The sequence below is a fragment of the Brevibacillus sp. MER 51 genome (assembly GCF_023714195.1).
In the GTDB taxonomy this organism is placed as follows: domain Bacteria; phylum Bacillota; class Bacilli; order Brevibacillales; family Brevibacillaceae; genus Brevibacillus.
The window spans coordinates 40,631-65,187 of record NZ_JAMAUS010000023.1 but is presented as its reverse complement, the minus strand read 5'-3'; the positions used below and the strand labels follow the sequence as shown (position 1 = coordinate 65,187).

Here is a 24,557-nt window from a genome sequence, read left to right as displayed (position 1 = left end):
TCCGCCGCTAGGGTCCGAAGACCCTCGCTCGACTTGCATGTATTAGGCACGCCGCCAGCGTTCGTCCTGAGCCAGGATCAAACTCTCCAATAAAGTTTGTTACTGGTTCAAAGCTGGCAAATCATTTCATGATAGACTCATTAACGCTTTCGCTGTTCAGTTTTCAAGGAGCAATTTCCTGTCCTCAATGTTCATCGTTATTTGTGATGGCGTCTTAAGGACAAGAATTAATCTATCACGTTACCTATCTTTGAGTCAATATGTTTTTTAAAAAAGTTTTTAAGTATAATGCTCCTCCCCGAGTTTTCTGCGTCTGACATACTTGGATAATTCATTGGGAGAGGCGATTCTTGCGTACATGCGAAACATGATGGAGTACCTCTCCTCCATGGCCCGCTTCACTAGTTGATCAATTCGTTTATCGCTAAAATCAAGGAGCATCTCTTCCAGCTCACGTTTTAACAAGTATTCTAGTTCCTGTACCTCTTTCGTATTGAACAAAAACCCTAGCAACGATATCGCCCTCCGCCTTACGAGTCTCTCCTCTATCCTTTCCATCAAAATTCAGCCCTATTCAAAATAAAAAGCCCTCCGTTTAGGAAGGCTTCAATTTGTTTGCAAATCTGAATTATTTCAGTAAGTTCAATTGCTGCAGTTGTTGGCCCACCGTTTCCTTGAGAATGGTTGGGGTTATAGTACTCTCCACAATGGCAGCAACGAATAGCAAAACGACCACAGTAAGAACCGCTATTGGAAATTGCTTGAGAGTATCGTACCAGTCATTTTTCAATCGTGCCAGCTTTTGCGGTTGGATTAGAACTCCCACTGATCGTAAACTCAGCACCCCTAAACGAATACCAACTCCCGCTGCAAACAGGATAGCTGGGAGCTCAAAAATTCCATGCGGCAAAATCCCTGTACTAAAAATAAGCCATGGACTCACTCCAACCCCACTGTATTTGAAAAGGATAAATCCAAGCAGCACTCCATTCGTGAGCATTCCAATTATGGGAAACAATGCAAACAATATTCCCAGGGCCATCATCATCAATGCACTAAAAACATTATTGGAAAAAATCATCCAGAATACCGCTAAAGGTCCGCCGCCGTTTTCTTTTATCCGTTCAGCGATTTCCTTTAATTGGCCCATCATTTTACCGACCATCTCTTCAACGAGCGGTGCTTGAAAATAACCAATCAAGGCACCACCAAAAAATAATAAGCATGCGGCGAAGAAATATTTTCGGTTATCAAGCCATAAATGCCGCAATCGACTGCCCATGCACCACACCCCTTTACTGCCTCATAATTCACTATATGCATTGTACCTCAACAATAGCCAACAGGCCAAAGAATATCCTTGTCTTCCCTGCATAAACTGTTATCGGACAAAGGAGGTGCTATCCATGAAATTCATTTACGTCATCAGTGCAAAACGACTAAAGCAAATCTTAATTATCGTCGCGGCCATCGTACTAACAGCCGGAATTGGTTATGCGGAACGCGATTCAATTGCTGCTTTTGCTGAAGGTGCCAGCACGCAAGCCCCCCAAGCTATTTATAAGGTCGACACCAAAGAAAAGAAAATCGCCCTTACCTTTGATATCAGCTGGGGAGAGACAAGAGCAATACCTATACTGAATGTGTTGAAAGAAAAAAAAGTAAACAAAGCGACCTTTTTCCTCTCCTCTCCTTGGAGTCAACGACATCCGGACATTTTGAAACGAATCAAAGAGGATGGCTTTGAAATTGGTTCGCACGGTCACAAGCATGATAACTACACCAAATACGCCGATGAAGAAATTCGCTCCCAAATGGCTAAAGCGGACTCCATTTTAACCGAAATGACTGGAAAAAAACCAACGCTCATTCGGATGCCAAATGGTGATTTTGACAAACGAGTGCTGGAAATCGCGAATCGCATGGGGTATTCCGTCATCCAATGGGATACGGACTCAAAAGATTGGACCAATCCGGGAACAGATGTGATCATCAATAATGTATTATCGAAAGCTCATCCAGGAGACATCGTCCTGATGCACGCGAGCGATTCTGCGAAAGATACACATCTTGCCCTCCCAGTGATCATTGATCAACTACGTAAGGATGGCTATGAATTCGTTACCGTATCTGAACTCATTTCGGGTACAAGTGTAGACAGCAAAGAAATTCACTAAAACAAAAAAAGCTGACCTTCATTGGGTCAGCTTTCTCTTTTTACCAGACGGTGCAATTGCATGACTTGCCAGACGTTACAAAACAATAGTGGGACGAGCATGGACAGTGTTGCACGCACATTATCTTCCTTCAATGCAGGAATCCATTCCAGTGCCGTAACGACAAACATAAAGAAGGTCGTCGGTATCCATGCTGATTTATTGGTCAGACTTACTTTTCCATATGCGGTAACAATAGCAACAATCAATAATACCGTTGGCTCAATAAAGTACGAACCAAATCCTTTTCCTTCACCGAAAGACGTATAGCGAAGATAAATCATATCGAAAAAGACAAACAAAATAAGAAATACTTGGACACTTTTCCACAGCGAAGCCGTTTTGAATATTGTTTTAGCGAAATAATTAATCGTCATATACGCAAAAAAACCCATCTGAGCCACAATACTAATGGTCATTCCATACAGGAGATACATGAACAAGCCCACAAAAAAGTTACCGGTGCTTCCCCCGAGTAGCTTGTCCAAGTCAAAAATAAAGGCAACCAGGATCCCTCCTAATCCCCCAAGCAAGAGCGTGGTAATAAAAAGCCATCCATACTTACGCAAACTCACCAAGTATTCCCTCCCATCCACATCGAATTTGATTGTACCAATGGATACAAGAAAATACTAGCGTAAGAACAAAACAAAATGCACACGTTACTTGTAGGCAGAGTAAAGAAGGAGGTGTCCACCCCATGAGAAAAAAGACGATGTCTTTTTGGTTAACCGCTCTTGTCTGTCTGGTCCTCACCAGTTGCGGGGGTGGCGGACAAGCGCAAAGTTCGTCTCAGCCTGATTATAAAAGCGTCAAAGACATGGTGCTGGACATATTACAGACGGACGAAGCGAAGCAATCTGTAGGTAAAATGATGAAGGATGACAAGTTCAAACAAAGCCTGATGCTGGACGAGTCGACAGTGCGGTCAACTTTGATCCAAAGCATGACGAATCCCAATAGCACGCACATCAAAGAAGCGTTTAAAGATCCTAAGTTCGCAAGCGCTATGGCGAAATCCATGAAGAATGAACAAAAAACGCTAATGAAGGACCTGATGAAGGACCCTGAATACCAAAAAGAGCTTATCAGCGTAATGAAAGACCCTGAGTTTGAGAAAAATTTGATGGACCTGATGAAAAGCTCTGCTTATCGACAGCAAACCATGCAAGTGATGAAGGATTCCTTGCAAAGTCCTTTGTTCCAGGCTGAACTCATGAAGATCATGACCAAAGTATCCGAGGACATGACCAAACCAAAGGAACTGAAGCCGAAGAAAAAAGGAAAAGAAGGTAAAGGTGGAGGTTCCGGCGGAGGTTCTTCTGGTGGAAGCAGCGGTAAATCTTCTTAAAATGCAAAGGTGAGCTCTATTGTAGAGCCCACCTTTTTCATCTTCTTAGATCTTATTGTTTGACGGCTTCCCCGCATTTTTCTATGACACGTTTGGCCATATCGATGTAAAGCTGACCAATTTCGGTCTTTTCTCCATAGATGGATGGGGAATAATCAGGTTCAGATGGATGATTATCCGGTTGTCCCAGCGGAATTTGAGCAAGCAGCTCACATGCCAATGTCTCGGCAAGCTTGGCTCCTCCACCACGACCGAATACGTATTCTTTCGAACCATCCTTAGCTTCGTACCATGCCATATTTTCTACAATACCGAGAATTTCATGACCAGTTCGCTTTGCCATAGCTCCTGCGCGAGCTGCTACAAACGCTGCAGTAGCATGAGGAGTAGTTACGACAATCTCCATGCTTTGCGGAATCATGGTATGCACGTCAAGGGCCATGTCTCCAGTTCCTGGAGGCAAATCCAACAAGAGGTAGTCCAATTCTTCGCCCCAGTGCACTTCTGTGAAAAAGTTACGCAGCATTTTCCCCAACATAGGACCACGCCAAATGATCGGAGAGTTGTCCTCTACAAAAAAGCCCATGGACATAACCTTTACATTTTGCTTTTCAACAGGCAGAATGGTTTCCCCAATCACGGTTGGACGTTGTTCAATATTCATCATATCGGGCACACTAAAGCCGTAAATGTCTGCGTCGATAATGCCCACTTTTTTTCCTAGACGAGCCAGCGCAACAGCAAGGTTCACTGTCACCGTCGACTTTCCGACGCCACCTTTTCCGGAAGTGACCGCGATAAAGGTCGTATTCGAATCCTTCGCCAAGATCGGATTCAAGAGAGGAGCTTGTCCCGGTGTCATGTTATGTGTTTGCCCACCTTGGTTCTTGCGAAGCTGAGCAGACAGAGCCGCACGTTCCTCGTCTGTCATCGAACCGAATTGCAGGCGTACTTCTTCTGCTCCTAGCGCTTTCACAGCTGCGATGACATCGTCCTCAATCTTGGCTTTTAGCGGACAGCCCGAAATCGTCAGAACGACTGTGAGGCTTACTGTCTTGCCTTCAATATGGATATCCCGAATCATGTTGAGCTCGACCAAGCTACGATTAATTTCAGGGTCTTTTACATCGCGTAGTGCTTCGAGAACCTGTTCTCTGGTCAACATTCTGGTTCACCTCATCTATAATCTTTTCAAACATTTTCATGCTGGTATAACGGCAGCGTATGCGCGTTCATTATAGCATATTCGGGCGGTCGGAACACGATCACCGCCATCTCAGGGTGTAATTGGCGCTTTTTCTCCCGAGTACTGACGCAATATTCCCTGATAAATGGCATTTGCCATAGCTTTTTGGTATTCAACGCTCTGAAGTCGCTTGGCCTCCTCTGTATTGCTGACAAAGCCTACTTCTACCAAAACGGCCGGGCAGTTAACCTCCCGAATCAAGAACACATTGTTCGTCTTACTCGGAACCCGATCTGTATGACCGATCACCCGTTTGATCTCATCTTGTATCAAATAAGAAACTTCTGCACTCTTTTTGAAGCTAGGGGAATAAAAAGTCTGTGCTCCCGACCATTTCGGAGAAGGGATGGAATTAACGTGTATGCTGACCAAAAAATCCGGTGTACTATCATTGACCAGCCTTACCCGGTTTCGAATATCCTCAGATTTTCGTTTGCGTGCCTGTGCCGCATCTGGACTCGCCAAATCCTTGTCTTCCTCCCTCGTCATAACCACAAACGCTCCAGACTGCTGAAGGAAATCTCGCAAGTACATGCTAATGGCCAAAGTCACTTCTTTCTCAACTACATCCCCCTTTTTGGAAACGGCACCGCCATCGATTCCCCCATGCCCAGGGTCAATAGCTATGACCGTTCCCGTCAGTGGCAGCGACCACGCTTGCCAGGAAGAACGATCAGGCGCTTCGTAGGTGAACAACAGCATAAGTACCGCGAAAGCCAATATCCAGCCTACTCCTTTTCGTGTCACAGTGTATCGTCCCCTTTGTCCCATTCTCGTTCCATCATATGGACAAACTTGGACAAATATACCCGTTTGTAAAAAGGAAAAACCCCCTGCCTGCGAAACAGACAAGGGGGATGTATCGATCCCAAGGCAAAAAGAAAAGAAACGCCACACATTAGATTACATACTGTTTTTCCAATGCGTGGCGTTTCTGCACGTAGGTCCACTTACCAGCCACCAGGCTTATCTTTTCCCATATAAATATTAGCAATATCATGATGATCTTCCATATTGGGACGAATATGATAATGAACCCACAGATAGTATCCATCCGATTTTTTTAATAACTTAGCATCCAATCTGAAAATTTCCGTTTTATCGCTAAATATAGCGAAAACTCTTTCACCGCCACCAGGGCCTTTCACAGAAAGATCTTTAGCTGATTCCAAAAGATCATCCAGCTTTTTCTTCACAACAGGCCATACATCATCTGCTATCTTTTTCCCTAATTTCTTAACAGCAAATTCTGCTGCTTTTATGATGATTCTGGCAACAATTGGTGCAACCTGTTGCTTCTCTTTCATTTCTGACTCTCTCATTGAACTCGAGAGATTCTGTTTAGTTGTTACTTGAGAATGATGATCTGCCGCGGCTACAGTGGAAGTCCCCACGACACCAGTAAAAACAAACGAAACCGCTAAAACAAGCGATACTATCTTCTTAAACATTTAAAAATCTACCACCTTTTCTTTAATTGATTTCATGTTTCCTTGTACATGTATACTGATTTATCTTTTGCATTACGAAGAAGCACCTTGTTGACCCATTGTGCAAACATTTCATTGATTTCTTCAATGTCTAACTGATCTTTTTCATAGCGGAAAATTACTAAATCTAATTGAGTATCATTCTCTTCATTTAGCTCATTATGTATATCAGAAAAGAGAACATCCCAACCATTTCCGTTTTTCTTTTTCCATACAGTACCCTCGATATCGTATCCATCTTCATGGTAAGAAACATGAAAATGATGATCCGTTACGTACTCCTCTTGCATTTTGTCCCAATCCAACATTCTTTCCACTCTCCCATTTCTCAAGATTCACTTTTTCGTATGTTGAATTTTCAAGCCAAGTGTAATAGTGGCTCTATGATTGATTCTTATGCGGTATTCCACCACCTGACTCATGTGGTCAGTGATCCATTCGGGAGGCCAAATTTGAGCCATCCTCCAGCAACGTATCGCTCGCGTTCGAGATGTCCATTTGCCATTGACAACAGTTGATGCTCGAAGTATATTCAGTAGCTTTTGCCTCCGATTTCACTCACGAGCACTAGTAAAATGATAGCGGTTGAGTTCACACGAGCAGACCATTTCGGAGTAGATACAGTAGCACCAGCTGCTATGTAGCTCTACACTTCATAGTTACTATCCCATATGAATGACCTCCTAACATTATTGAATATACCAAATTATACCATTTTAATAATTGTTTTCAATATGAAATTTACTTTTTTTGGTAATTAATAAAGTGGCAATGGACTCGTTGGAAGACAGTGCTTTTCGGGTTAGCGGAATTTTGAAGGCAAATTGGAGGGCCGTTGGAAGAAAAAATTAAAGCCCCTGACCAATGATGGCCAAGGGCGATAATGTTGATAATTGAAAGCTTCTTAGCGCTTGGAGAATTGAGGTGCGCGACGAGCTGCTTTCAAGCCGTATTTCTTACGCTCTTTCATACGAGGATCGCGAGTCAGGAAGCCAGCGCGTTTCAGAGCGCCACGCAGTTCCGGATCTGCTTTCAGCAGAGCGCGAGCAACGCCGTGACGGATTGCACCAGCTTGACCAGTGGTTCCGCCGCCGTTTACGTTAACCAATACATCGTAACGACCGAGAGTTTCAGTCAGAACGAGTGGTTGTTTTACGATCAATTTCAGTGTTTCCAAACCAAAGTAAGTATCCATTTCACGCTTGTTGATCACGATGCGACCTTCACCTGGAACCAGGCGAACGCGTGCTACGGAGTGCTTACGACGACCTGTACCGTAGTATTGTACTTGTGCCACGTATATTTCCTCCCTTTACCTTAACCGCGAATTTGCCAAACTTCTGGTTTTTGTGCTGCGTGCGGATGCTCAGTTCCAGCGTATACTTTCAGCTTGGTGAACATTTGACGTCCCAGGCTGTTTTTAGGCAGCATGCCTTTTACCGCCAGTTCGAACATACGATCTGGGCGTTTGTTCAGCATTGCGCCAGCAGTGGTCTTTTTCAAACCACCTGGATACAGGGAGTGAGTGTAGTAAATTTTGTCATTCAGTTTGTTACCAGTCAATTTCACTTTGTCAGCGTTGATTACGATTACGAAATCGCCAGCGTCAACGTGAGGAGTGAATTCTGGTTTCAATTTTCCGCGCAGGATAGAAGCTACTTCGCTCGCCAGACGACCCAGCGTTTGGCCTTCAGCGTCAACGATGTACCATTTGCGCTCAACTTCGAGCGGTTTCGCCATATATGTGGTACGCATTTTTGTCCCTCCTAAATATCTTACCTAACACATATCCATCTACTTATAACCAAAACAACCGAAACTTGCAATGGAAGATAATTGCTGTTACGGGTGAGCAACTCTTCCAGGTGTTCCATGTAATCACGTTCTTGTCTTTCAATCCCGGGGCTAGAGTGGGGCTAGGCGGGGTTAAAATACCAAGGAATATCGTACTACATAGACGCCCTATAGTCAAGTGCTGCTCGTTCGTCTAATAGTTGGAAATCAGAGAACTAGTAGACAACCTCCCACATGGTCAGACCCTTGGCTGGTGCTGTCTTACCTGCCTTTTCCCGATCACATGCGGCGAGGATTTCCTTCAGTTCAGCAGGGTTTCTTTTTCCTTGCCCTACTTCAACCAAAGTCCCCACAATAATTCGAACCATGTTGTACAAAAAACCGTTGCCTCGGCATGTCACCCATACCTCGTCTCCGATTTTTTCCACGGTGAGCCCGTACACAGTCCGAACCTTGTCCTCGACGAATGTTTTTGCCGAGCAAAAGGAAGTAAAATCATGTTCACCCACCAAGTAATGAGCAGCCTGCTGCATCGCGTCCACATCTAACGGGAACCGGACATGGTCGGCGTAACGATGTCGAAATACATCTGCTACCGGATTGTTGTCGATACAATATCGATATTCTTTAACTTGCACGTCAAAACGCGCATGAAAAGAGGCATCGACCTCTTCGACTGTCCGAATGACAATAGAATCAGGCAACTGATTATTCAACACAAACCGCCATTTATCCATCGGAATGTTGCTCGACGTGTCAAAGTGAATCACTTGACCGCGTGCATGAACACCCGCGTCTGTCCGGCCTGATCCGAAGACTTGGATATCTTCTCCGGTAATCCGATTCAATGCGGCTTCAATTTCACCCTGGACCGTTACTTGATCTGGCTGTACCTGAAAACCGCTAAAGTCAGTTCCGTCATATGCCAATACACATCGCAGTCGCTTCATGTACGCCACCACCCAATCACGATTACCAGGATCACACTCACAACAGCTACGATTCCATCACGCCAAGTGAACGTCAGCTTATTCAGCCGCGTTCTCCCCACTCCCCCGCGATAGCCACGTGCTTCCATCGCCAAAGCCAGCTCTTCCGCACGCCGAAATGCACTAACGAACAATGGAATAGCGATCGGAATCAGGTTCTTGGCTCTGCGTACGAGACTTCCACTAGTGAAATTGGCTCCTCTGGCGGTCTGCGCCTTGATAATTTTATCCGTTTCTTCCATCAGGGTCGGAATGAACCGGAGTGCAATTGACATCATCAGGGCTATATCATGAACCGGTATGCCGATCTTCCCTAGTGGTCCTAGTAAACGCTCCAAACCCTCCGTCAAATCGATAGGAGAGGTGGTCAGTGTTAGCAAGGAGCTAATGAGAATCAAAAGTCCCAAGCGCAAAGAAATGAAGATCGCCTGGCGAACTCCCTGTTCTTCTACTGTAAACCATCCCCACTGAAAGTAGACCGTCCCGCCTTTTGTGATAAAAATATGCAAGACAACGGTAAACAAAATCAGGATCCAGACGGGCTTTAAGCTTTTTAATATATAGGACAATGAAAGCCTAGAAAGAAGTGCAGCATACAAGGTAAAACCAATGAGTATGGCGTAGGTAACCGCATTGTTAGCCAGAAAAATCAAGGTAGCAAAAAGGATGATGAAGAGAAGCTTGCTTCGCGGATCTGCACGATGTAAAAAAGATTGCCCTGGTACGTATTGACCAATTGCGATATTCTGCAGCATGCCTAGCCCTCCTTTGGTACGGACAGTCGTTCCAGCAGATGGGCAATCAGCTCTTCCTCCCGATAAAGGGAGCTCGGCAGACTAGCCTTGTCCGGCAGCATTTGATTCATTTGCGATACGAAAGCCACCGTTTCCGGTACATCCAAAGACAGTTCTCGGAGACGCTCCACTTGCATGAATACTTCCTCTGGCTTCCCCTGCAAAGCTACTTGACCTTGTGCCATCACAAGCAAATAGTCTGCATAGCGGGCTGCCTCTTCCATGCTGTGTGTAACCAATAGTGTCGTGAGGTTTTGTTCCTGATGAATCCGGTAGATCCCTTCCAGAATCGTGACTCGTCCCGCAGGATCAAGACCCGCAGTTGGTTCATCCAATACCAGAACCTTCGGCTGCATGGCAAGAACACCAGCCAAAGCAACACGTCGCATTTGTCCGCCACTTAAATGAAATGGCGAACGATCCTTGATCGTGGCATAATCCAGGCCAACAATTTCAAGGGACTCCTTTACGCGGGCTTTCACCATTTCCGTTGGCAAGTCAAAATTGAGCGGTCCAAAAGCAACATCCTTCGCAACCGTTTCTTCAAACAACTGATGTTCAGGATATTGAAAGACGAGCCCAATATCGCGCCTTTTAGCATGGGGTAATCGTCGCTTTGGAGTAATGACCGCATCACCCAGGGTAATCTGCCCTGAACTAGGCATCAGCAACCCGTTCAAATGCTGAATCAGCGTTGACTTACCTGAGCCCGTCTGGCCTATAATTCCGACAAACGAACCGGATGGAATCGTCAGCGAAATATTGTGTAAGGCAACTCGTTCGAACGGTGTTCCCTTTGCGTAGATATGGCTTACTTGGTCAAAAGTAATTTGCATACGTGCTCCACCAGCTCCTCTTGATGCAGGACAAACGGTAATTCAATCCCTTTGGAATGAAGTGCGTGTCGCAGTCGAACGGCAAATGGTACATCCAGTCCCACCTGTTTCAAACGATCTACTTCATTAAACACTTCACTCGGCTTACCTTCCATCAGGACTTCACCCGCATTCATGACGATGACCTTATCCGAATAGATGGCTTCTTCCGGAAAATGGGTAATATTAATGATCGTGAGTCCCTCATCACGGTTCAGTTGACGAGCCAGATTCAGCACTTCCATTCTCCCTTGTGGATCAAGCATCGCTGTCGCTTCATCCAGGATGATGACAGAAGGCCGCATCGCCATAATCCCGGCGATCGCCACGCGTTGCTTTTGACCCCCAGACAGACGATGTGGTTGTGCCTGTAAATAAGACTCCATCCCTACAGAACCGAGCGCCTCATCAATACGATTTCGCATCTCTTTGGGGTCCACACCCATGTTTTCTAGGCCAAAGGCGACATCATCTTCCACAGTAGCCCCCACAATCTGATTGTCCGGGTTCTGAAAGACCATGCCAACATGTCGTCGAATTTCCCAAAGCTGCTCCCCATCTTTCGTATCCATTCCACTGATAAGTACTGCGCCGCCTTCAGGAAGCAATAGAGCATTCATCAGCTTTGCCATCGTTGATTTGCCGGAACCGTTGTGCCCCAATACGGATACAAAGGAACCTTTTTGAATGGTAAGGTCAACACCTTGTAATACCGGAACCCGTTGGCCATCCTCACCATCGTAGGTATAAGAAACATCTCGCAATGCCAGCAGGTTATCTTCATTCATGAGGCATTCACAACCTCCCCAGCCTTCACAGGGAACTGACTAGCAGGATTTCGATGTAAAAGGAAAAAAGGGTTGAATCAGAGTCCAGCCTATGACCAGATCTGCCCCCACCCTTTTCGCGGTAATCTACCAGGCTTAAAACCTGAGTAAACGACCAGTTTACATGTATTAAACGAATTCGATGTACGCCATTGGAGCAGCGTCGCCACGGCGAGGGCCGGCTTTCAGGATACGAGTGTATCCACCGTTGCGCTCTTTGAAGCGAGGAGCGATTTCATCGAACAGTTTTTGAACAGCATCGCGGCCTTCAGCATTCGCAACTTCTTTGCGAACGAAAGCAGCAACTTGACGGCGAGCATGCAGATCGCCACGTTTCGCGAGCGTAATCATTTTTTCAGCGATTGGGCGCAGTTCTTTCGCCTTCATCTCTGTAGTTTCGATGCGCTCGTTGATGATCAGGTCTGTTACCAAGTCGCGGAACAGCGCTTTACGAGCTGAGCTACGACGACCCAATTTACGTTGTGCCATGTGGTTTACCTCCCTCTTAATCGAGAGAACAAAAGTATGCTTCTTGGTTTGCTACTCTAGTCGTCACTGCGCAGGGACAGGCCCAGTTCAGCTAACTTTTCTTGAACTTCTTCAAGAGATTTGCGCCCCAGATTGCGTACTTTCATCATGTCCTCTTCGGTCTTCTGCGTCAGCTCTTGCACGGTATTAATACCGGCACGCTTCAAGCAGTTGTAGGAACGAACGGAAAGATCGAGCTCTTCGATAGTCATCTCCAAGACTTTCTCTTTCTTGTCCTCTTCCTTCTCTACCATGATTTCTGCATCCTTCGCCTCGTCAGTCAGACCAACGAACAGGTTCAGGTGCTCCGTCATGATTTTTGCGCCGAGACTCACGGCTTCTTCCGGACTGATGCTACCGTTAGTCCAAACCTCAAGTGTTAACTTGTCATAGTTGGTCATTTGCCCTACACGGGTATTTTCCACTTGATAGTTAACGCGCTTGATCGGCGTGTAGATCGAATCAATCGGAATCACACCAATAGGCAGATCCTCAGATTTGTTTCCGTCAGATTGAACATAACCACGACCACGTCCAGCTGTCATGCGGATATGCAGACGACCGCCATTGGCCAACGTTGCAATATGAAGATCAGGGTTTAAGACCTCCACATCACTGTCAGCACGGATATCTCCCGCTTTGACAACGCCTTCGCCTTCTGCATCGATCTCGATTACTTTTTCTTCATCGGAATGGATCTTCAGCGCCAAGCCTTTGATGTTCAGGATGATCTCGGTTACATCTTCAACGACGCCTTCAACCGTAGAGAATTCGTGAAGAACCCCATCGATTTGAACAGTACGAACTGCCGCGCCTGGCAAGGACGAAAGAAGAATTCGTCTCAGCGAGTTGCCAAGGGTAGTTCCGTATCCGCGCTCTAGAGGTTCTACAACAAACTTTCCATACGAGTTGTCGTCGCTTACTTCCACAACCTCGATTTTTGGTTTTTCTATTTCTATCATTAAACAAACCCTCCTTCAAAACGTCGAAATCCTTGGGTGGGCCGCATACGTGCCCACTCAGGAATTTCCCCGGCGGTTTACCGTTTGCGTGCATGACAAGCTATAAATCAGAATTTACCATTCTAGTATGGACATGTTCTGAACGATATAAACCAGTTACACGCGGCGACGTTTTGGTGGACGGCAACCGTTGTGCGGAATTGGCGTCACGTCTTTAATCATGTTCACTTCAAGACCAGTTGCTTGCAGGGAACGGATCGCAGCTTCACGACCTGCACCTGGGCCTTTTACCGATACTTCAAGGGAACGCATGCCGTGTTCCATAGCAACGCGTGCAGCCGCTTCAGCAGCCATTTGCGCAGCAAATGGAGTGCTTTTACGGGAGCCTTTGAAGCCGAGGGAACCAGCACTGGACCAAGAGATCGCGTTACCGTGTGGATCCGTGATAGTGACGATCGTATTGTTGAAAGTAGAACGAATGTGTGCTACGCCGACTTCAACATTCTTACGGTCACGACGACGGGTACGAGTTGCTGTAGCTTGTTTTCTTTTCGCCATGTCAGATTACCCTCCTTTACTTCTTCTTGTTTGCTACTGTACGGCGTGGACCTTTACGCGTACGAGCATTTGTTTTAGAACGTTGACCGCGAACTGGAAGTCCACGACGATGACGGATGCCACGGAAGCAACCGATTTCCATCAGACGCTTGATGTTGAGGGAGATCTCACGACGGAGGTCACCTTCCACCTTCACAGTTTTGTCGATGTACTCACGAAGTTTGTTCACTTCGTCTTCTGTCAGATCGCGAACACGAGTGTTCATGTCTACGCCAGTAGCGGACAGAATTTTTTGAGACGTGGGGCGGCCAATACCAAAAATGTAGGTAAGAGCAACTTCAACGCGTTTTTCGCGCGGCAAGTCTACGCCTGCAATACGTGCCATGTGTCAAAAGCACCTCCTTGTTTACCCTTGTTTTTGCTTATGCTTCGGATTTTCACAAATAACCATTACGTTACCTTTGCGACGGATAACCTTGCATTTCTCGCAGATCGGTTTAACCGAAGGTCTCACTTTCATGGTTCTTGCCTCCCTTTTCTAGGGGTTTTGCTTACTATTTATAGCGGTACGTAATACGTCCGCGGGTTAAGTCGTACGGCGACAGTTCAACAGTTACTTTATCCCCCGGCAGGATACGGATAAAGTGCATGCGGATTTTTCCAGAGACGTGAGCGAGGACTTTATGTCCATTCTCTAATTCTACTCGAAACATAGCATTTGGCAAAGGTTCGATTACCGTACCTTCCACCTCAATTACATCATCTTTTGCCATGGTAAACTCTCCTTTCTTCTGCTCTTCAGTCGGACCATGAGTTTTGCGAAATGATCACACAACGAACTTATCGTCGACACGTTGGACGACAATCCCGAACCGTTCGGAACTACCGTTTTTATGTCCGTGTAAAAATCTCATAGCCATCTTCCGTAATCGCGATGGTGTGTTCAAAATGAGCACAAGTTTTCCGATCCACTGTTACTACCGTCCAATTGTCCTCCAATGTGCGGACATAACGTTCGCCGGCATTTACCATTGGCTCAATTGCCAACACCATGCCTGGTTTTAACCGCGGTCCTCGATCAGGAGGGCCGTAATTAGGAACCTGCGGATCTTCGTGCAAGTTTTGCCCGATCCCATGCCCCACATACTCGCGAACGAGTGTGAAGCCGGCAGCTTCTGCATGAACCTGAATCGCATGAGAGATGTCGGATAAGCGTCCACCCGGAACAGCTTTTTCAAGCCCCTTGTACAACGACTCTTCCGTTACTCTGAGCAGCATCTGGTTTTCTGTTGAAATCATACCGACCGGATACGTCCAAGCGGAGTCGCCATGGTAACCCTGAAACTGGGCACCAATGTCGATACTGATAATGTCTCCTTCTTGTAACGCCCGTTTACCTGGGATCCCGTGTACGAGTTCTTCATTGACTGAAGCACAGATACTTCCTGGAAAGCCACCATAGCCTTTAAACGATGGAATTGCTCCCATGCTTCGAATAAAGGTCTCGGCAATTTCGTCTAGCTGCTTCGTCGTGACACCAGGCTTGATCGCCTTGGCCAGTTCTTGATGGGTGAGTGCGACGATACGACCAGCTTCGCGCATAACCTCAAGTTCTGCTTTCGACTTTAGGATAATCATTCGCAATTACCCTCGCAACAATGACTTAATTTCCGCAAACACTACCTGGATATCTTGTTCTCCATCGATATCTCGCAGAAGTTCCTGTGCGGAGTAGTAGTCGATAAGTGGCTGTGTTTGAGCGATATTTACGTCAAGGCGTTGTGTTACCACTTCGATCTTGTCGTCTTCACGCTGATACAGCTTACCACCATCTTTATCACATACGCCAGCCTCTTTTGGAGGATTGAACATCGTGTGATAGCTAGCACCGCAAACAGGGCAGATCCAGCGACCGGTCAGACGTTCAATCAATTGCTCGCGTTGAACGTTGATGTTAATTACATGGTCAATTTCGCGTCCCAGCTCTTTTACTGTAGCTGTCAACGCTTCCGCCTGAGGAACTGTGCGCGGAAAACCATCTAAGAGGAATCCCTTTGCGCAGTCATCCATCGAAAGGCGCTCCCGCACAATACCAATGACGACCTCGTCTGGGACGAGATGTCCTTTATCCATGTAGGATTTAGCCTCTAGTCCGAGCGGCGTTTCGTTTTTGACCGCAGCTCGGAACATGTCGCCAGTCGAAATGTGCGGGATGTCAAACTCTTTTACGATACGTTCTGCCTGTGTCCCTTTACCGGCTCCAGGCAGTCCCATCAGAATTATGTTCACGTCCATTCCCTCCGTCCCATCGAAAAAGCTACAGAAGCTTTTCTGTAAACATCTAAGTCATTACTTGATAAACCCTTGGTAGTGGCGTTTGATCATTTGACTTTCAATCTGCTTCATTGTATCCAAGCTTACCCCAACCACGATCAACAGCGATGTACCACCGATGTAAATGGATTGTGGCAAGTTTGCAAGACTGCCGAAGAAGAATGGCAAAATCGCAATAATCATCAAGAACAAAGCGCCCGCCAATGTTAACCGGTTTAATGTACGAGTAATGAATACCTCAGTGTTTTTACCAGGTCGGATACCAGGAATGTAACCGCCATTTTTTCTCATGTTTTCTGCCATTTGTACAGGGTTGATCTGTACGAATGTGTAGAAGTAGGTGAATCCGAGAATCAAGATAGCGTAAAGCGTCATTCCTAATGGTTTGTTGACTTGGAAGTTCTCATAAATCCAGTTAGCAAATCCTTGACCGGATGCATCCACCCAGAACTGAGCAATCGTTGACGGGAACATTACCAGCGATACCGCAAAGATAACAGGAATAACACCAGCAGAGTTGATTTTCAGTGGAATGTGGGTAGATTGACCACCGTACATTTTGCGTCCAACCACTCGTTTCGCATATTGCACTGGAATCTTACGAAGGCCTTGCTGCATAAAGATAACCCCGACAATAATGGCGAGGATCACCAATAGGATAAGCAGAACTTTGACGATGCTGAAGAATACGTTTTGAGATGGGTCAGCGAACTGTGTTGTGTAAATCGTCGTAATCCCTTGCGGAATGTTAGCGACGATCCCGCCAACGATCAGGATCGAAATCCCGTTACCGATACCCTTCTCCGTAATCTGTTCCCCCATCCACATCATGAATGCGGTCCCAGCTGTCAATGTCAACGCAATGAGTGCATAGCTGCTAACCGAAGTGTCGTTTAGCAAACCAGGCGCCATATTGTTGAATCCAATCGTCATCCCTACAGACTGAATCAAACCAAGGATAATCGTAGCGTAACGGGTAACGGTGGCAATCTTGCGACGACCAACTTCCCCTTCACGAGCCCATTGCGTAAGCTTAGGCACAACATCCATGGACATCAGCTGCATGATAATCGATGCCGTAATGTACGGCATGATACCCATGGCAAAAATCGAGAAGTTATGCAGTGCTCCACCTGAGAAGGTGTTTAACAAGCCCAGTAATTGGTTTGTATTCTGCTGAAACAACTCGACATTTACGTTAGGAACTGGCACAAAGCTTCCGATCCGGAAAACGACCAGCATCATGAGCGTAAAAAGGATTTTGCGACGAAGGTCGCTAATTTTGAAAATGTTAGTTAAGGACGCTAACATTAGATCACCTCGGTTGTTCCACCGACTTGTGCGATCTTCTCAGCAGCAGCTCCGGAGAACTTGTGAGCTTTTACAGTCAGCTTCACAGTCAGTTCACCGTTAGCAAGAACCTTAACACCGTCGCGCAGCGCGCTGATAACACCAGTTTCTTTCAACAGCTCAGGTGTTACTACAGTGCCCTCTTCGAAACGGTTCAGCGCGTCCAAGCTAACAATCGCAAATTCTTTGCGGCTAATGTTAGTGAAACCACGCTTAGGCAGACGACGGTACAATGGGTTTTGACCACCCTCGAATCCTGGGCGAACACCTCCGCCGGAACGAGCGTTTTGACCTTTGTGACCTTTACCAGCAGTTTTGCCAGTACCGCTACCGATACCGCGACCGATGCGCTTACGAGTGTGACGGGATCCTTCTGCAGGTTGCAGTTCATGCAATTTCATACGTTGCACCTCCTAACTAATTGAGATGTTCAATTAAGCTTCTACTTCTTTCACTTCTACCAAGTGCTTCACTTTGAAAACCATTCCACGAATTGCAGGATTATCTTCCTTCACTACAGTGGAGTTGATTTTGCGAAGACCCAGAGCTTTTACAGTGTCTTGCTGATCTACTGTACGACCGATCAGGCTGCGTTTGAGGGTGATTTGCAATTTTGCCATGTTCATTCCCTCCTTATTAACCCAACAACTCGTCAACAGTCTTACCGCGCAATTTCGCGACATCTTCCGCTGTTTTCAGGCGACCGAGGCCTTCCAGCGTAGCGTTGACCATGTTGATAGGATTGTTGGAACCAAGAGACTTACTCAAAATGTCACCTACACCTGCCAGTTCGAGAACGGCACGAACAGGTCCACCAGCGATAACTCCAGTACCTGGAGCAGCAGGTTTGATCAGAACTTTACCAGCACCGAATTGGCACATTACTTCGTGCGGAACAGTTGTTCCTCTCATCGGTACACGGATCAATTTTTTCTTAGCGTCGTCAATCGCTTTGCGAATGGCGTCTGGAACTTCTTGAGCTTTACCCATACCAGCACCTACGTGGCCGTTACGGTCTCCCACAACAACCAAGGCGCTGAAGCTCATACGACGTCCACCTTTAACCGTTTTTGCTACACGGTTAACTGCGACTACTTTTTCTTCGAGCTCTAATTTGCTAGGGTCGATACGCATTCCTTACCCTCCTTGTTGTTAGAATTGCAGACCAGCTTCACGAGCTGCTTCTGCCAGTGCTTTAATACGTCCATGATAAATGTAACCACCGCGGTCAAAAATCACTTCTGTCGCACCTTTTTCTTGTGCACGCTTAGCGATCAGTGTGCCAACAGCTGTAGCAGCTTCCACGTTAGCGCCATTTTTCAGGCCCAGCTCTTTATCCAAAGAAGATGCAGATACCAGTGTTACGCCAGTTGCATCATCGATCAATTGAGCGTAGATATGCTTAGAAGAACGGAAAACGTTCAGACGCGGGCGAATGGTAGAACCAATCACGCGTTTGCGGATTCGCAGGTGACGTTTTTTCCGAGCTTTGTTTTTATCAGCTTTCGTAAACATTAAGCGGCCTCCTTTCTCATGAAGCTAGAAGCTTATTTACCTTTTTTACCTTCTTTACGACGAACAACTTCATTGCTGTACTTGATACCTTTACCTTTGTATGGCTCAGGTTTACGCAGAGAACGGATTTCAGCAGCAACTTGGCCTACGCGCTCTTTGTTGATACCTTTTACCACCAAAGTGGTTTGGTTTGGTACATCGATTTCGATACCCTCTTCTGGAGTAACTTCCACTGGGTGGGAGAAACCAAGAGAGAGAGTAACACCGTTGCCGGACTTAGCAGCACGGTAACCTACACCGACCAGTTCCAGGGTACGAGTGAAGCCTTCAGATACGCCAGTTACCATGTTGGATACCAGCGCACGAGTTGTACCATGCAGGGAACGGTGAAGTTTGTTATCGCTTGGACGCTCAACGATTACTTCGTTTTCAGCGATGTTGATTTTGATATCTTCATGGAAGCTACGAACGAGTTGACCCTTAGGGCCCTTTACCGTCAGCTCAGTACCGTTCAGAGTGAGGGTAACGCCTGCAGGGACCACGATCGGTTTTCTACCGACACGAGACATGTGGTGCACCTCCTGTGCTATTTACAATCTGTTAATTACCAAACGTATGCAAGAACTTCTCCACCAACGTGTGCTTGACGAGCTTGTTTGTCAGTCATTACACCAGTGGATGTAGAGATGATCGCGCAACCGAGGCCACCCAAAACCTTTGGCACTTCGTTGTTTTTCGCATATACACGAAGACCTGGCTTGGAGATACGCTTCAGACCTGTGATGACGCGCTCGTTGTTAGCACCGTACTTCAGGAATACGCGGATGATTCCTTGTTTGTTGTCTTCAACAAACTCCGCATCGCGGATGAAGCCTTCTTCTTTCAGAATGCGCGCGATTTCCTTCTTGATGGTGGACGCCGGGATTTCCACTTTCTCGTGGCGAACCATGTTGGCGTTACGAATGCGAGTCAACATATCTGCGATTGGATCAGTCATAACCATGAGAGAAAACCTCCTTCCCGTTTCAAATTACCAGCTTGCTTTTTTCACGCCTGGAATTTGACCTTTATAAGCAAGTTCACGGAAGCAAATACGGCAGAGTTTGAATTTGCGCAATACGGAGTGAGGACGTCCGCAACGCTCGCAACGAGTGTACGCGCGTACTGCAAACTTCGGCTGCCGCTGTTGCTTGATGATCATAGATTTCTTTGCCACATTCTTCCCTCCTTACGAGTGGGTTTATTTACGGAATGGCATACCCATTTGAGTCAGCAACTCACGAGCTTCCTCATCCGTTTTCGCGGAAGTAACAATTACGATGTCCATACCACGAACTTTATCAATTTTATCGTACTCGATCTCAGGGAAGATCAGTTGTTCCTTCAGACCAAGTGTGTAGTTACCGCGACCGTCAAAAGCCTTGGAAGAAATTCCACGGAAGTCACGAACACGCGGGAGAGATACGTTCATCAATTTGTCGAGGAAGTGGTACATACGCTCGCCGCGCAGAGTTACCTTCGCACCGATCGGCATACCTTCACGCAATTTGAAACCCGCGATGGATTTCTTAGCCTTTGTTACTACAGGCTTTTGACCAGCGATGATTTGCAGGTCTTCAATTGCAGTATCCAAGGACTTAGCGTTAGCTACCGCTTCGCCTACACCCATATTGATGATGATCTTTTCTACTTTCGGCACTTGCATGATGGAAGTGTAGTTAAACTTGCTCATCAAGCCAGGCACGATTTCGCTCGTATACTTTTCTTTCAATCTTGTTGCCATCTAGGATATCCTCCTTTCCAACCTGACTACTTGTCGAGTACTTCGCCAGACTTTTTCGCGTACCGAACTTTCTTGCCGTTATCCAAAACTTTGTAACCGATGCGAGTAGCTTTTCCGGACTTCGGATCGATCAAAGATACGTTGGATACGTGAATAGCTGCTTCTTGAGTCACAATGCCACCTTGCGGGTTAGCTTGGGACGGACGGCTGTGTTTCTTCACGAGGTTGATACCTTCAACCAGAACGCGTTCTTTCTTTGGATAAGCAGCGAGAACGCGACCTTTTTTGCCTTTATCTTTGCCCGCATTTACGATAACAGTGTCGCCTTTTTTAACGTGCATCGCTTGGTGCACCTCCTATCGAACAAACTGCCTGAGTTTTGCCGTTCAATTAGATAACCTCTGGAGCCAGAGAGATGATCTTCATGAAATCCTTGTCACGGAGCTCACGAGCCACAGGTCCAAAGATACGAGTACCACGAGGGGATTGATCGTCTTTGATTACTACAGCTGCGTTCTCATCGAAACGGATGTAAGAACCATCGTTACGACGAACGCCACTTACTGTGCGTACTACTACCGCTTTAACTACTTGACCTTTCTTGACAACGCCGCCGGGTGTAGCGGATTTTACGGAGCACACGATAACATCACCGATGTTCGCCGTTTTACGACCGGAACCACCCAGAACCTTGATGCACATGAGTTCCTTTGCACCGGAGTTGTCAGCAACAGCCAATCTCGTCTGAGTTTGGATCATTTACTGTTCCTCCTTTCGGACTTAATATCCGAAAATCTGACTTATACGATTACTGCCTCTTCGACGATACGTACCAAACGGAAACGTTTGTCTTTGGACAATGGACGAGTTTCCATGATTTCTACGATGTCGCCCACTTTTGCCGTGTTGTTCTCGTCGTGAGCCTTGAACTTTTTCGAGAATTTCATGCGTTTGCCGTACAAAGGATGTGTCTTGTAAGTTTCAACAAGAACAACAATGGTTTTATCCATCTTGTCGGAAACAACGCGACCTACAACTGTTCGACGCATATTGCGATCTGCGGTCATCGTTCAAACCTCCTTCCTATAATTAACCGATTCCCAATTCTCTCTGGCGCAGGACGGTTTTCGCACGAGCAATATCCTTACGCACTTGTTTGATACGAGATGTGGTTTCGAGTTGACCCGTAGCCAGCTGGAAACGAAGGTTGAACAACTCTTCTTTCAAAGAAGTAACGTTTTGTTCGATCTCGGCAGTGGTCAAATTACGGTACTCATTAGCCTTCATGTGCGTCACCACCCACTTCTTCACGCTTCACGAACTTGCACTTGATTGGCAGTTTGTGCATAGCCAGACGCATAGCTTCGCGAGCGACTTCTTCAGGAACACCAGCAAGTTCGAACATGATCTTGCCTGGTTTCACTACCGCTACCCATTTCTCAGGAGAACCTTTACCGGAACCCATGCGGACTTCGAGCGGTTTTTGTGTTACTGGTTTATCAGGGAAAATTTTGATCCAAACTTTACCACCACGTTTGATGTAACGAGTCATCGCGATACGAGCTGCCTCGATCTGACGGTTAGTTACCCAAGATGGTTCCATTGCTTGCAATCCGTATTCACCGAACGCAACAGTAGTACCGCCTTTTGCGTTACCAGCCATTTTCCCGCGGTGTTGTTTACGGTGTTTCACGCGTTTTGGCGTCAACATGATTACTTGCCTCCTTCCTCAGTAGCGACGTTCTTTCTCGCTGGAAGGACTTCTCCACGATAGATCCACACTTTAACACCGATGCGACCATAAGTGGTATGTGCTTCAGCAGTACCGTAGTCGATGTCAGCGCGCAATGTGTGAAGTGGAACAGTACCTTCGCTGTAACCTTCAGAACGTGCGATGTCCGCGCCGCCAAGACGACCGCTTACCAAGGTTTTGATACCTTTAGCACCAGAGCGCAGCGTACGAGTGATCGATTGCTTTTGCGCACGGCGGAAAGAAATGCGGTTTTCCAATTGGCGTGCAATATTTTCAGCTACCAGAGTAGCATCCAGATCCGGACGTTTGATTTCGTTGATATTGATATGAACGCGTTTGCCAGTCAGATCAGTCAGGGTTTTGCGCAGAGTTTCAACCTCTGAACCACCTTTACCAATTACCATACCAGGCTTAGCGGTGTGAATCGTAACGTTCACGCGATTAGCTGCGCGTTCGATTTCGATCGTGGATACAGCAGCATCTTTCAGACGCCCTTTTACATACTTGCGGATTTTCAAGTCTTCGTGCAACAGAGTTGCGAAGTCCTTGTCAGCGTACCATTTGGACTCCCAGTCACGAATGACACCGATCCGAAGACCTACCGGGCTTACCTTTTGACCCACACGTAATCCCTCCTTATTTCTCGTTTAGTACCACTGTGATGTGGCTCGTGCGTTTATGGATGCGGCTAGCGCGACCCATAGCGCGCGGACGGAAACGCTTCAACGTAGGACCTTGGTCTACGAAGATTTTACCCACTACGAGGCTGTTTGGATCCATCTCGTAGTTGTGCTCAGCGTTTGCAATAGCCGACTTCAGGAGTTTTTCAACAACTGGAGAAGCTGCCTTTGGCGTGTGTTTCAAGATCGCCAAAGCTTCACCTACTTGCTTGCCTCTGATCAAGTCTACCACCAGGCGGACTTTACGAGACGCGATGCGAATGTTGCGTGCAACTGCTTTTGCTTCCATCTTTGTACCTCCTCTCTGTCAAGAGAAAATTAGCGCTTCTTGGACTTCTTGTCGTTGTCGACGTGACCCTTGAAGGTACGAGTTGGTGCGAATTCACCCAATTTATGACCAACCATGTCTTCCGATACGTATACTGGTACATGTTTGCGGCCATCGTAAACTGCAAACGTGTGTCCTACGAAATCAGGGAAGATGGTGGAACGGCGAGACCAAGTTTTGATCACGCGTTTCTCGTTCTTTTCATTTTGCTCGTCAACTTTTTTCATCAAGTGGTCATCCACGAAAGGACCCTTTTTTAAGCTACGTCCCATTAGTGAACCTCCCTTCGCCAAAGGCGTTCGGTTATAGTATCAGCCTACCTTACTTCTTGCGGCGGCGGATGATGTATTGGTCGGACTTGTTCTTCTTCTTGCGAGTCTTGAGACCCAGGGTTGGTTTACCCCAAGGAGTAACAGGAGCCTTACGACCGATTGGAGCGCGACCTTCACCACCACCGTGTGGGTGATCGTTCGGGTTCATTACGCTACCGCGAACAGTTGGACGGATACCCAACCAGCGGGAACGTCCTGCTTTACCGATGTTCAGCAATTCGTGATCCAGGTTACCTACTTGACCGATAGTAGCGCGGCATACGTTGTGGATGCGGCGAGTTTCACCGGAAGACAGGCGAACGATTACGAACTCACCATCACGACCAAGCAATTGAGCAGATGTACCAGCAGCGCGCACCAATTGGCCGCCTTTACCAGGTTTCAGCTCGATGTTGTGGATGGTAGTACCTACCGGGATTTTCTCCATTGGCAGTGCGTTACCGATTTTGATGTCGGCATCTGCTCCGGATACGATCTGGTCGCCCACTTTCAGGTTGTGTGGAGCGATAATGTAACGCTTTTCACCGTCTGCATAGTTGATCAGCGCGATGTTAGCGGAACGGTTTGGATCGTATTCAATGGTTGCTACGCGACCAATGATACCATCTTTGTTACGTTTGAAGTCAATAATACGGTATTTACGTTTATGACCGCCACCTTGATGACGAACGGTAATTCTACCTTGGTTGTTGCGACCAGCTTTTTTGCTGAGAGGCGCCAACAAGGATTTTTCGGGAGTCGACGTGGTGATCTCCTCGAAAGTAGAAACCGTCATTTGGCGACGACCAGGAGAAGTCGGTTTAAACTTTTTGATACCCATGTTAATACCCTCCTTTTCGGTAGTCGTCGAGG

Annotated in this window: 41 protein-coding genes and 1 rRNA gene; 2 read left to right on the top strand and 40 right to left on the bottom strand. The window is 46.7% G+C overall.

The features are described 5' to 3' along the window. The 3 genes from M3630_RS28445 to M3630_RS28435 form a co-directional block, all read right to left on the bottom strand. Positions 1 to 93: ribosomal RNA gene (locus M3630_RS28445) — 16S ribosomal RNA — on the bottom strand; the annotation flags it as partial. A gap of 186 nt (positions 94 to 279) precedes the next feature. Beyond that, on the bottom strand, positions 280 to 513 hold the full coding sequence (locus tag M3630_RS28440; protein WP_007716307.1) for a hypothetical protein: 234 nt from the start codon (positions 511 to 513) through the stop codon (positions 280 to 282). A 115-nt stretch (positions 514 to 628) separates the two neighbouring features. Then, entirely contained in the window at positions 629 to 1,282 is a 654-nt protein-coding gene (locus M3630_RS28435; protein ID WP_251254420.1) for a stage II sporulation protein M, read from the bottom strand. Positions 1,283 to 1,406: 124 nt separating this feature from the next. Between M3630_RS28435 and pdaB the strand changes: the two genes are divergently transcribed. Continuing rightward, on the top strand, positions 1,407 to 2,177 hold the full coding sequence (gene pdaB, locus M3630_RS28430) for a polysaccharide deacetylase family sporulation protein PdaB (protein ID WP_251254419.1): 771 nt from the start codon (positions 1,407 to 1,409) through the stop codon (positions 2,175 to 2,177). A gap of 26 nt (positions 2,178 to 2,203) precedes the next feature. Here pdaB and M3630_RS28425 read toward each other — a convergent pair whose 3' ends face one another. Further along, positions 2,204 to 2,791: a KinB-signaling pathway activation protein gene (locus tag M3630_RS28425; RefSeq protein ID WP_251254418.1), complete on the bottom strand. Its 588-nt coding sequence runs from the start codon at positions 2,789 to 2,791 to the stop codon at positions 2,204 to 2,206. A 125-nt stretch (positions 2,792 to 2,916) separates the two neighbouring features. Here M3630_RS28425 and gerD point away from each other — a divergent pair, with 125 nt between their 5' ends. Further along, positions 2,917 to 3,567 carry a spore germination lipoprotein GerD gene (gene gerD, locus M3630_RS28420; protein ID WP_251254417.1) on the top strand — a complete coding sequence of 217 codons (651 nt, stop codon included), beginning with the start codon at positions 2,917 to 2,919 and terminating at the stop codon, positions 3,565 to 3,567. A 52-nt stretch (positions 3,568 to 3,619) separates the two neighbouring features. On the opposite strand, the gene M3630_RS28415 is transcribed toward gerD, so the two are convergent. From M3630_RS28415 to rplB, 36 genes are all read right to left on the bottom strand, one after another. Then, the gene (locus M3630_RS28415; RefSeq protein WP_173612339.1) at positions 3,620 to 4,732 is read right to left on the bottom strand and encodes a P-loop NTPase; all 1,113 of its coding nucleotides are present in this window, start codon (positions 4,730 to 4,732) and stop codon (positions 3,620 to 3,622) included. A gap of 111 nt (positions 4,733 to 4,843) precedes the next feature. Beyond that, entirely contained in the window at positions 4,844 to 5,560 is a 717-nt protein-coding gene (gene cwlD / locus M3630_RS28410) for an N-acetylmuramoyl-L-alanine amidase CwlD (RefSeq protein ID WP_269137329.1), read from the bottom strand. 203 nt (positions 5,561 to 5,763) lie between these two features. Further along, positions 5,764 to 6,264 (bottom strand): YpjP family protein, encoded by a 501-nt coding sequence (locus M3630_RS28405; protein ID WP_251254416.1) that lies wholly within the window; start codon positions 6,262 to 6,264, stop codon positions 5,764 to 5,766. 32 nt (positions 6,265 to 6,296) lie between these two features. Then, on the bottom strand, positions 6,297 to 6,611 hold the full coding sequence (locus M3630_RS28400; RefSeq protein WP_251254415.1) for a DUF3986 family protein: 315 nt from the start codon (positions 6,609 to 6,611) through the stop codon (positions 6,297 to 6,299). Positions 6,612 to 7,207: 596 nt separating this feature from the next. Further along, the gene (gene rpsI / locus M3630_RS28395; RefSeq protein ID WP_005828788.1) at positions 7,208 to 7,600 is read right to left on the bottom strand and encodes a 30S ribosomal protein S9; all 393 of its coding nucleotides are present in this window, start codon (positions 7,598 to 7,600) and stop codon (positions 7,208 to 7,210) included. 20 nt (positions 7,601 to 7,620) lie between these two features. After that, positions 7,621 to 8,058 carry a 50S ribosomal protein L13 gene (gene rplM / locus M3630_RS28390; RefSeq protein WP_012684005.1) on the bottom strand — a complete coding sequence of 146 codons (438 nt, stop codon included), beginning with the start codon at positions 8,056 to 8,058 and terminating at the stop codon, positions 7,621 to 7,623. 254 nt (positions 8,059 to 8,312) lie between these two features. Beyond that, complete coding sequence (truA, locus tag M3630_RS28385; RefSeq protein ID WP_251254414.1) at positions 8,313 to 9,047, bottom strand: tRNA pseudouridine(38-40) synthase TruA; 735 nt, start codon at positions 9,045 to 9,047, stop codon at positions 8,313 to 8,315. Further along, on the bottom strand, positions 9,044 to 9,841 hold the full coding sequence (locus M3630_RS28380; RefSeq protein WP_173612334.1) for an energy-coupling factor transporter transmembrane component T family protein: 798 nt from the start codon (positions 9,839 to 9,841) through the stop codon (positions 9,044 to 9,046). Before M3630_RS28380 ends, truA begins: the two co-directional genes overlap by 4 nt. Before the next feature lie 2 nt (positions 9,842 to 9,843). Next, positions 9,844 to 10,716 carry an energy-coupling factor transporter ATPase gene (locus M3630_RS28375; protein WP_251254408.1) on the bottom strand — a complete coding sequence of 291 codons (873 nt, stop codon included), beginning with the start codon at positions 10,714 to 10,716 and terminating at the stop codon, positions 9,844 to 9,846. Further along, positions 10,692 to 11,543: an energy-coupling factor transporter ATPase gene (locus M3630_RS28370; RefSeq protein WP_251254406.1), complete on the bottom strand. Its 852-nt coding sequence runs from the start codon at positions 11,541 to 11,543 to the stop codon at positions 10,692 to 10,694. The genes M3630_RS28375 and M3630_RS28370 overlap by 25 nt, the downstream gene beginning before the upstream one ends. A gap of 168 nt (positions 11,544 to 11,711) precedes the next feature. Continuing rightward, entirely contained in the window at positions 11,712 to 12,071 is a 360-nt protein-coding gene (gene rplQ, locus M3630_RS28365) for a 50S ribosomal protein L17 (protein WP_012684000.1), read from the bottom strand. 56 nt (positions 12,072 to 12,127) lie between these two features. Further along, positions 12,128 to 13,072 (bottom strand): DNA-directed RNA polymerase subunit alpha, encoded by a 945-nt coding sequence (locus tag M3630_RS28360; protein WP_005828801.1) that lies wholly within the window; start codon positions 13,070 to 13,072, stop codon positions 12,128 to 12,130. A gap of 156 nt (positions 13,073 to 13,228) precedes the next feature. Further along, the gene (gene rpsK / locus M3630_RS28355) at positions 13,229 to 13,630 is read right to left on the bottom strand and encodes a 30S ribosomal protein S11 (RefSeq protein WP_005828803.1); all 402 of its coding nucleotides are present in this window, start codon (positions 13,628 to 13,630) and stop codon (positions 13,229 to 13,231) included. Between the two features lie 16 nt (positions 13,631 to 13,646). Then, positions 13,647 to 14,015, bottom strand: coding sequence for a 30S ribosomal protein S13 (rpsM, locus tag M3630_RS28350; protein ID WP_012683999.1), 369 nt, complete (start codon positions 14,013 to 14,015; stop codon positions 13,647 to 13,649). A gap of 21 nt (positions 14,016 to 14,036) precedes the next feature. After that, a complete protein-coding gene (gene rpmJ, locus M3630_RS28345; protein ID WP_003333770.1) occupies positions 14,037 to 14,150 on the bottom strand; it encodes a 50S ribosomal protein L36 in 114 nt (37 codons plus the stop codon). Positions 14,151 to 14,184: 34 nt separating this feature from the next. Next, complete coding sequence (infA, locus tag M3630_RS28340) at positions 14,185 to 14,403, bottom strand: translation initiation factor IF-1 (RefSeq protein WP_003333772.1); 219 nt, start codon at positions 14,401 to 14,403, stop codon at positions 14,185 to 14,187. Between the two features lie 118 nt (positions 14,404 to 14,521). Then, positions 14,522 to 15,268 carry a type I methionyl aminopeptidase gene (gene map, locus M3630_RS28335; RefSeq protein WP_173612331.1) on the bottom strand — a complete coding sequence of 249 codons (747 nt, stop codon included), beginning with the start codon at positions 15,266 to 15,268 and terminating at the stop codon, positions 14,522 to 14,524. A gap of 6 nt (positions 15,269 to 15,274) precedes the next feature. Further along, a complete protein-coding gene (locus tag M3630_RS28330) occupies positions 15,275 to 15,919 on the bottom strand; it encodes an adenylate kinase (protein ID WP_012683997.1) in 645 nt (214 codons plus the stop codon). A 60-nt stretch (positions 15,920 to 15,979) separates the two neighbouring features. Next, the gene (gene secY / locus M3630_RS28325) at positions 15,980 to 17,275 is read right to left on the bottom strand and encodes a preprotein translocase subunit SecY (protein ID WP_251254404.1); all 1,296 of its coding nucleotides are present in this window, start codon (positions 17,273 to 17,275) and stop codon (positions 15,980 to 15,982) included. Then, positions 17,275 to 17,715 carry a 50S ribosomal protein L15 gene (rplO, locus tag M3630_RS28320; protein ID WP_007716272.1) on the bottom strand — a complete coding sequence of 147 codons (441 nt, stop codon included), beginning with the start codon at positions 17,713 to 17,715 and terminating at the stop codon, positions 17,275 to 17,277. Before rplO ends, secY begins: the two co-directional genes overlap by 1 nt. Before the next feature lie 33 nt (positions 17,716 to 17,748). Beyond that, positions 17,749 to 17,934 (bottom strand): 50S ribosomal protein L30, encoded by a 186-nt coding sequence (rpmD, locus tag M3630_RS28315; RefSeq protein WP_012683995.1) that lies wholly within the window; start codon positions 17,932 to 17,934, stop codon positions 17,749 to 17,751. Positions 17,935 to 17,950: 16 nt separating this feature from the next. Continuing rightward, a complete protein-coding gene (gene rpsE / locus M3630_RS28310; RefSeq protein WP_047074695.1) occupies positions 17,951 to 18,448 on the bottom strand; it encodes a 30S ribosomal protein S5 in 498 nt (165 codons plus the stop codon). An 18-nt stretch (positions 18,449 to 18,466) separates the two neighbouring features. Continuing rightward, positions 18,467 to 18,829, bottom strand: a complete 363-nt coding sequence (gene rplR, locus M3630_RS28305) for a 50S ribosomal protein L18 (RefSeq protein WP_047074697.1) — start codon at positions 18,827 to 18,829, stop codon at positions 18,467 to 18,469. Positions 18,830 to 18,861: 32 nt separating this feature from the next. Continuing rightward, positions 18,862 to 19,398, bottom strand: a complete 537-nt coding sequence (gene rplF, locus M3630_RS28300) for a 50S ribosomal protein L6 (protein WP_251254403.1) — start codon at positions 19,396 to 19,398, stop codon at positions 18,862 to 18,864. A 35-nt stretch (positions 19,399 to 19,433) separates the two neighbouring features. Then, on the bottom strand, positions 19,434 to 19,832 hold the full coding sequence (gene rpsH / locus M3630_RS28295; RefSeq protein ID WP_047074701.1) for a 30S ribosomal protein S8: 399 nt from the start codon (positions 19,830 to 19,832) through the stop codon (positions 19,434 to 19,436). Between the two features lie 27 nt (positions 19,833 to 19,859). Next, a complete protein-coding gene (locus M3630_RS28290) occupies positions 19,860 to 20,045 on the bottom strand; it encodes a type Z 30S ribosomal protein S14 (protein ID WP_005828830.1) in 186 nt (61 codons plus the stop codon). Positions 20,046 to 20,069: 24 nt separating this feature from the next. Further along, a complete protein-coding gene (gene rplE / locus M3630_RS28285) occupies positions 20,070 to 20,612 on the bottom strand; it encodes a 50S ribosomal protein L5 (protein ID WP_007716254.1) in 543 nt (180 codons plus the stop codon). Between the two features lie 26 nt (positions 20,613 to 20,638). Continuing rightward, positions 20,639 to 20,953 carry a 50S ribosomal protein L24 gene (rplX, locus tag M3630_RS28280; protein ID WP_007716253.1) on the bottom strand — a complete coding sequence of 105 codons (315 nt, stop codon included), beginning with the start codon at positions 20,951 to 20,953 and terminating at the stop codon, positions 20,639 to 20,641. Positions 20,954 to 21,002: 49 nt separating this feature from the next. Continuing rightward, complete coding sequence (rplN, locus tag M3630_RS28275) at positions 21,003 to 21,371, bottom strand: 50S ribosomal protein L14 (RefSeq protein ID WP_012683990.1); 369 nt, start codon at positions 21,369 to 21,371, stop codon at positions 21,003 to 21,005. Between the two features lie 41 nt (positions 21,372 to 21,412). After that, the gene (gene rpsQ, locus M3630_RS28270; protein WP_012683989.1) at positions 21,413 to 21,679 is read right to left on the bottom strand and encodes a 30S ribosomal protein S17; all 267 of its coding nucleotides are present in this window, start codon (positions 21,677 to 21,679) and stop codon (positions 21,413 to 21,415) included. Between the two features lie 22 nt (positions 21,680 to 21,701). Then, entirely contained in the window at positions 21,702 to 21,899 is a 198-nt protein-coding gene (gene rpmC / locus M3630_RS28265) for a 50S ribosomal protein L29 (RefSeq protein ID WP_012683988.1), read from the bottom strand. Then, on the bottom strand, positions 21,889 to 22,323 hold the full coding sequence (gene rplP, locus M3630_RS28260; protein ID WP_007716249.1) for a 50S ribosomal protein L16: 435 nt from the start codon (positions 22,321 to 22,323) through the stop codon (positions 21,889 to 21,891). The genes rpmC and rplP overlap by 11 nt, the downstream gene beginning before the upstream one ends. Before the next feature lie 2 nt (positions 22,324 to 22,325). Further along, positions 22,326 to 22,988, bottom strand: a complete 663-nt coding sequence (rpsC, locus tag M3630_RS28255) for a 30S ribosomal protein S3 (RefSeq protein WP_012683987.1) — start codon at positions 22,986 to 22,988, stop codon at positions 22,326 to 22,328. 13 nt (positions 22,989 to 23,001) lie between these two features. Continuing rightward, the gene (gene rplV, locus M3630_RS28250) at positions 23,002 to 23,334 is read right to left on the bottom strand and encodes a 50S ribosomal protein L22 (protein WP_047074707.1); all 333 of its coding nucleotides are present in this window, start codon (positions 23,332 to 23,334) and stop codon (positions 23,002 to 23,004) included. Positions 23,335 to 23,363: 29 nt separating this feature from the next. Next, positions 23,364 to 23,645 (bottom strand): 30S ribosomal protein S19, encoded by a 282-nt coding sequence (rpsS, locus tag M3630_RS28245; RefSeq protein WP_007716246.1) that lies wholly within the window; start codon positions 23,643 to 23,645, stop codon positions 23,364 to 23,366. Positions 23,646 to 23,694: 49 nt separating this feature from the next. Then, on the bottom strand, positions 23,695 to 24,525 hold the full coding sequence (rplB, locus tag M3630_RS28240; protein ID WP_012683985.1) for a 50S ribosomal protein L2: 831 nt from the start codon (positions 24,523 to 24,525) through the stop codon (positions 23,695 to 23,697). Positions 24,526 to 24,557: the final 32 nt, after the last annotated feature.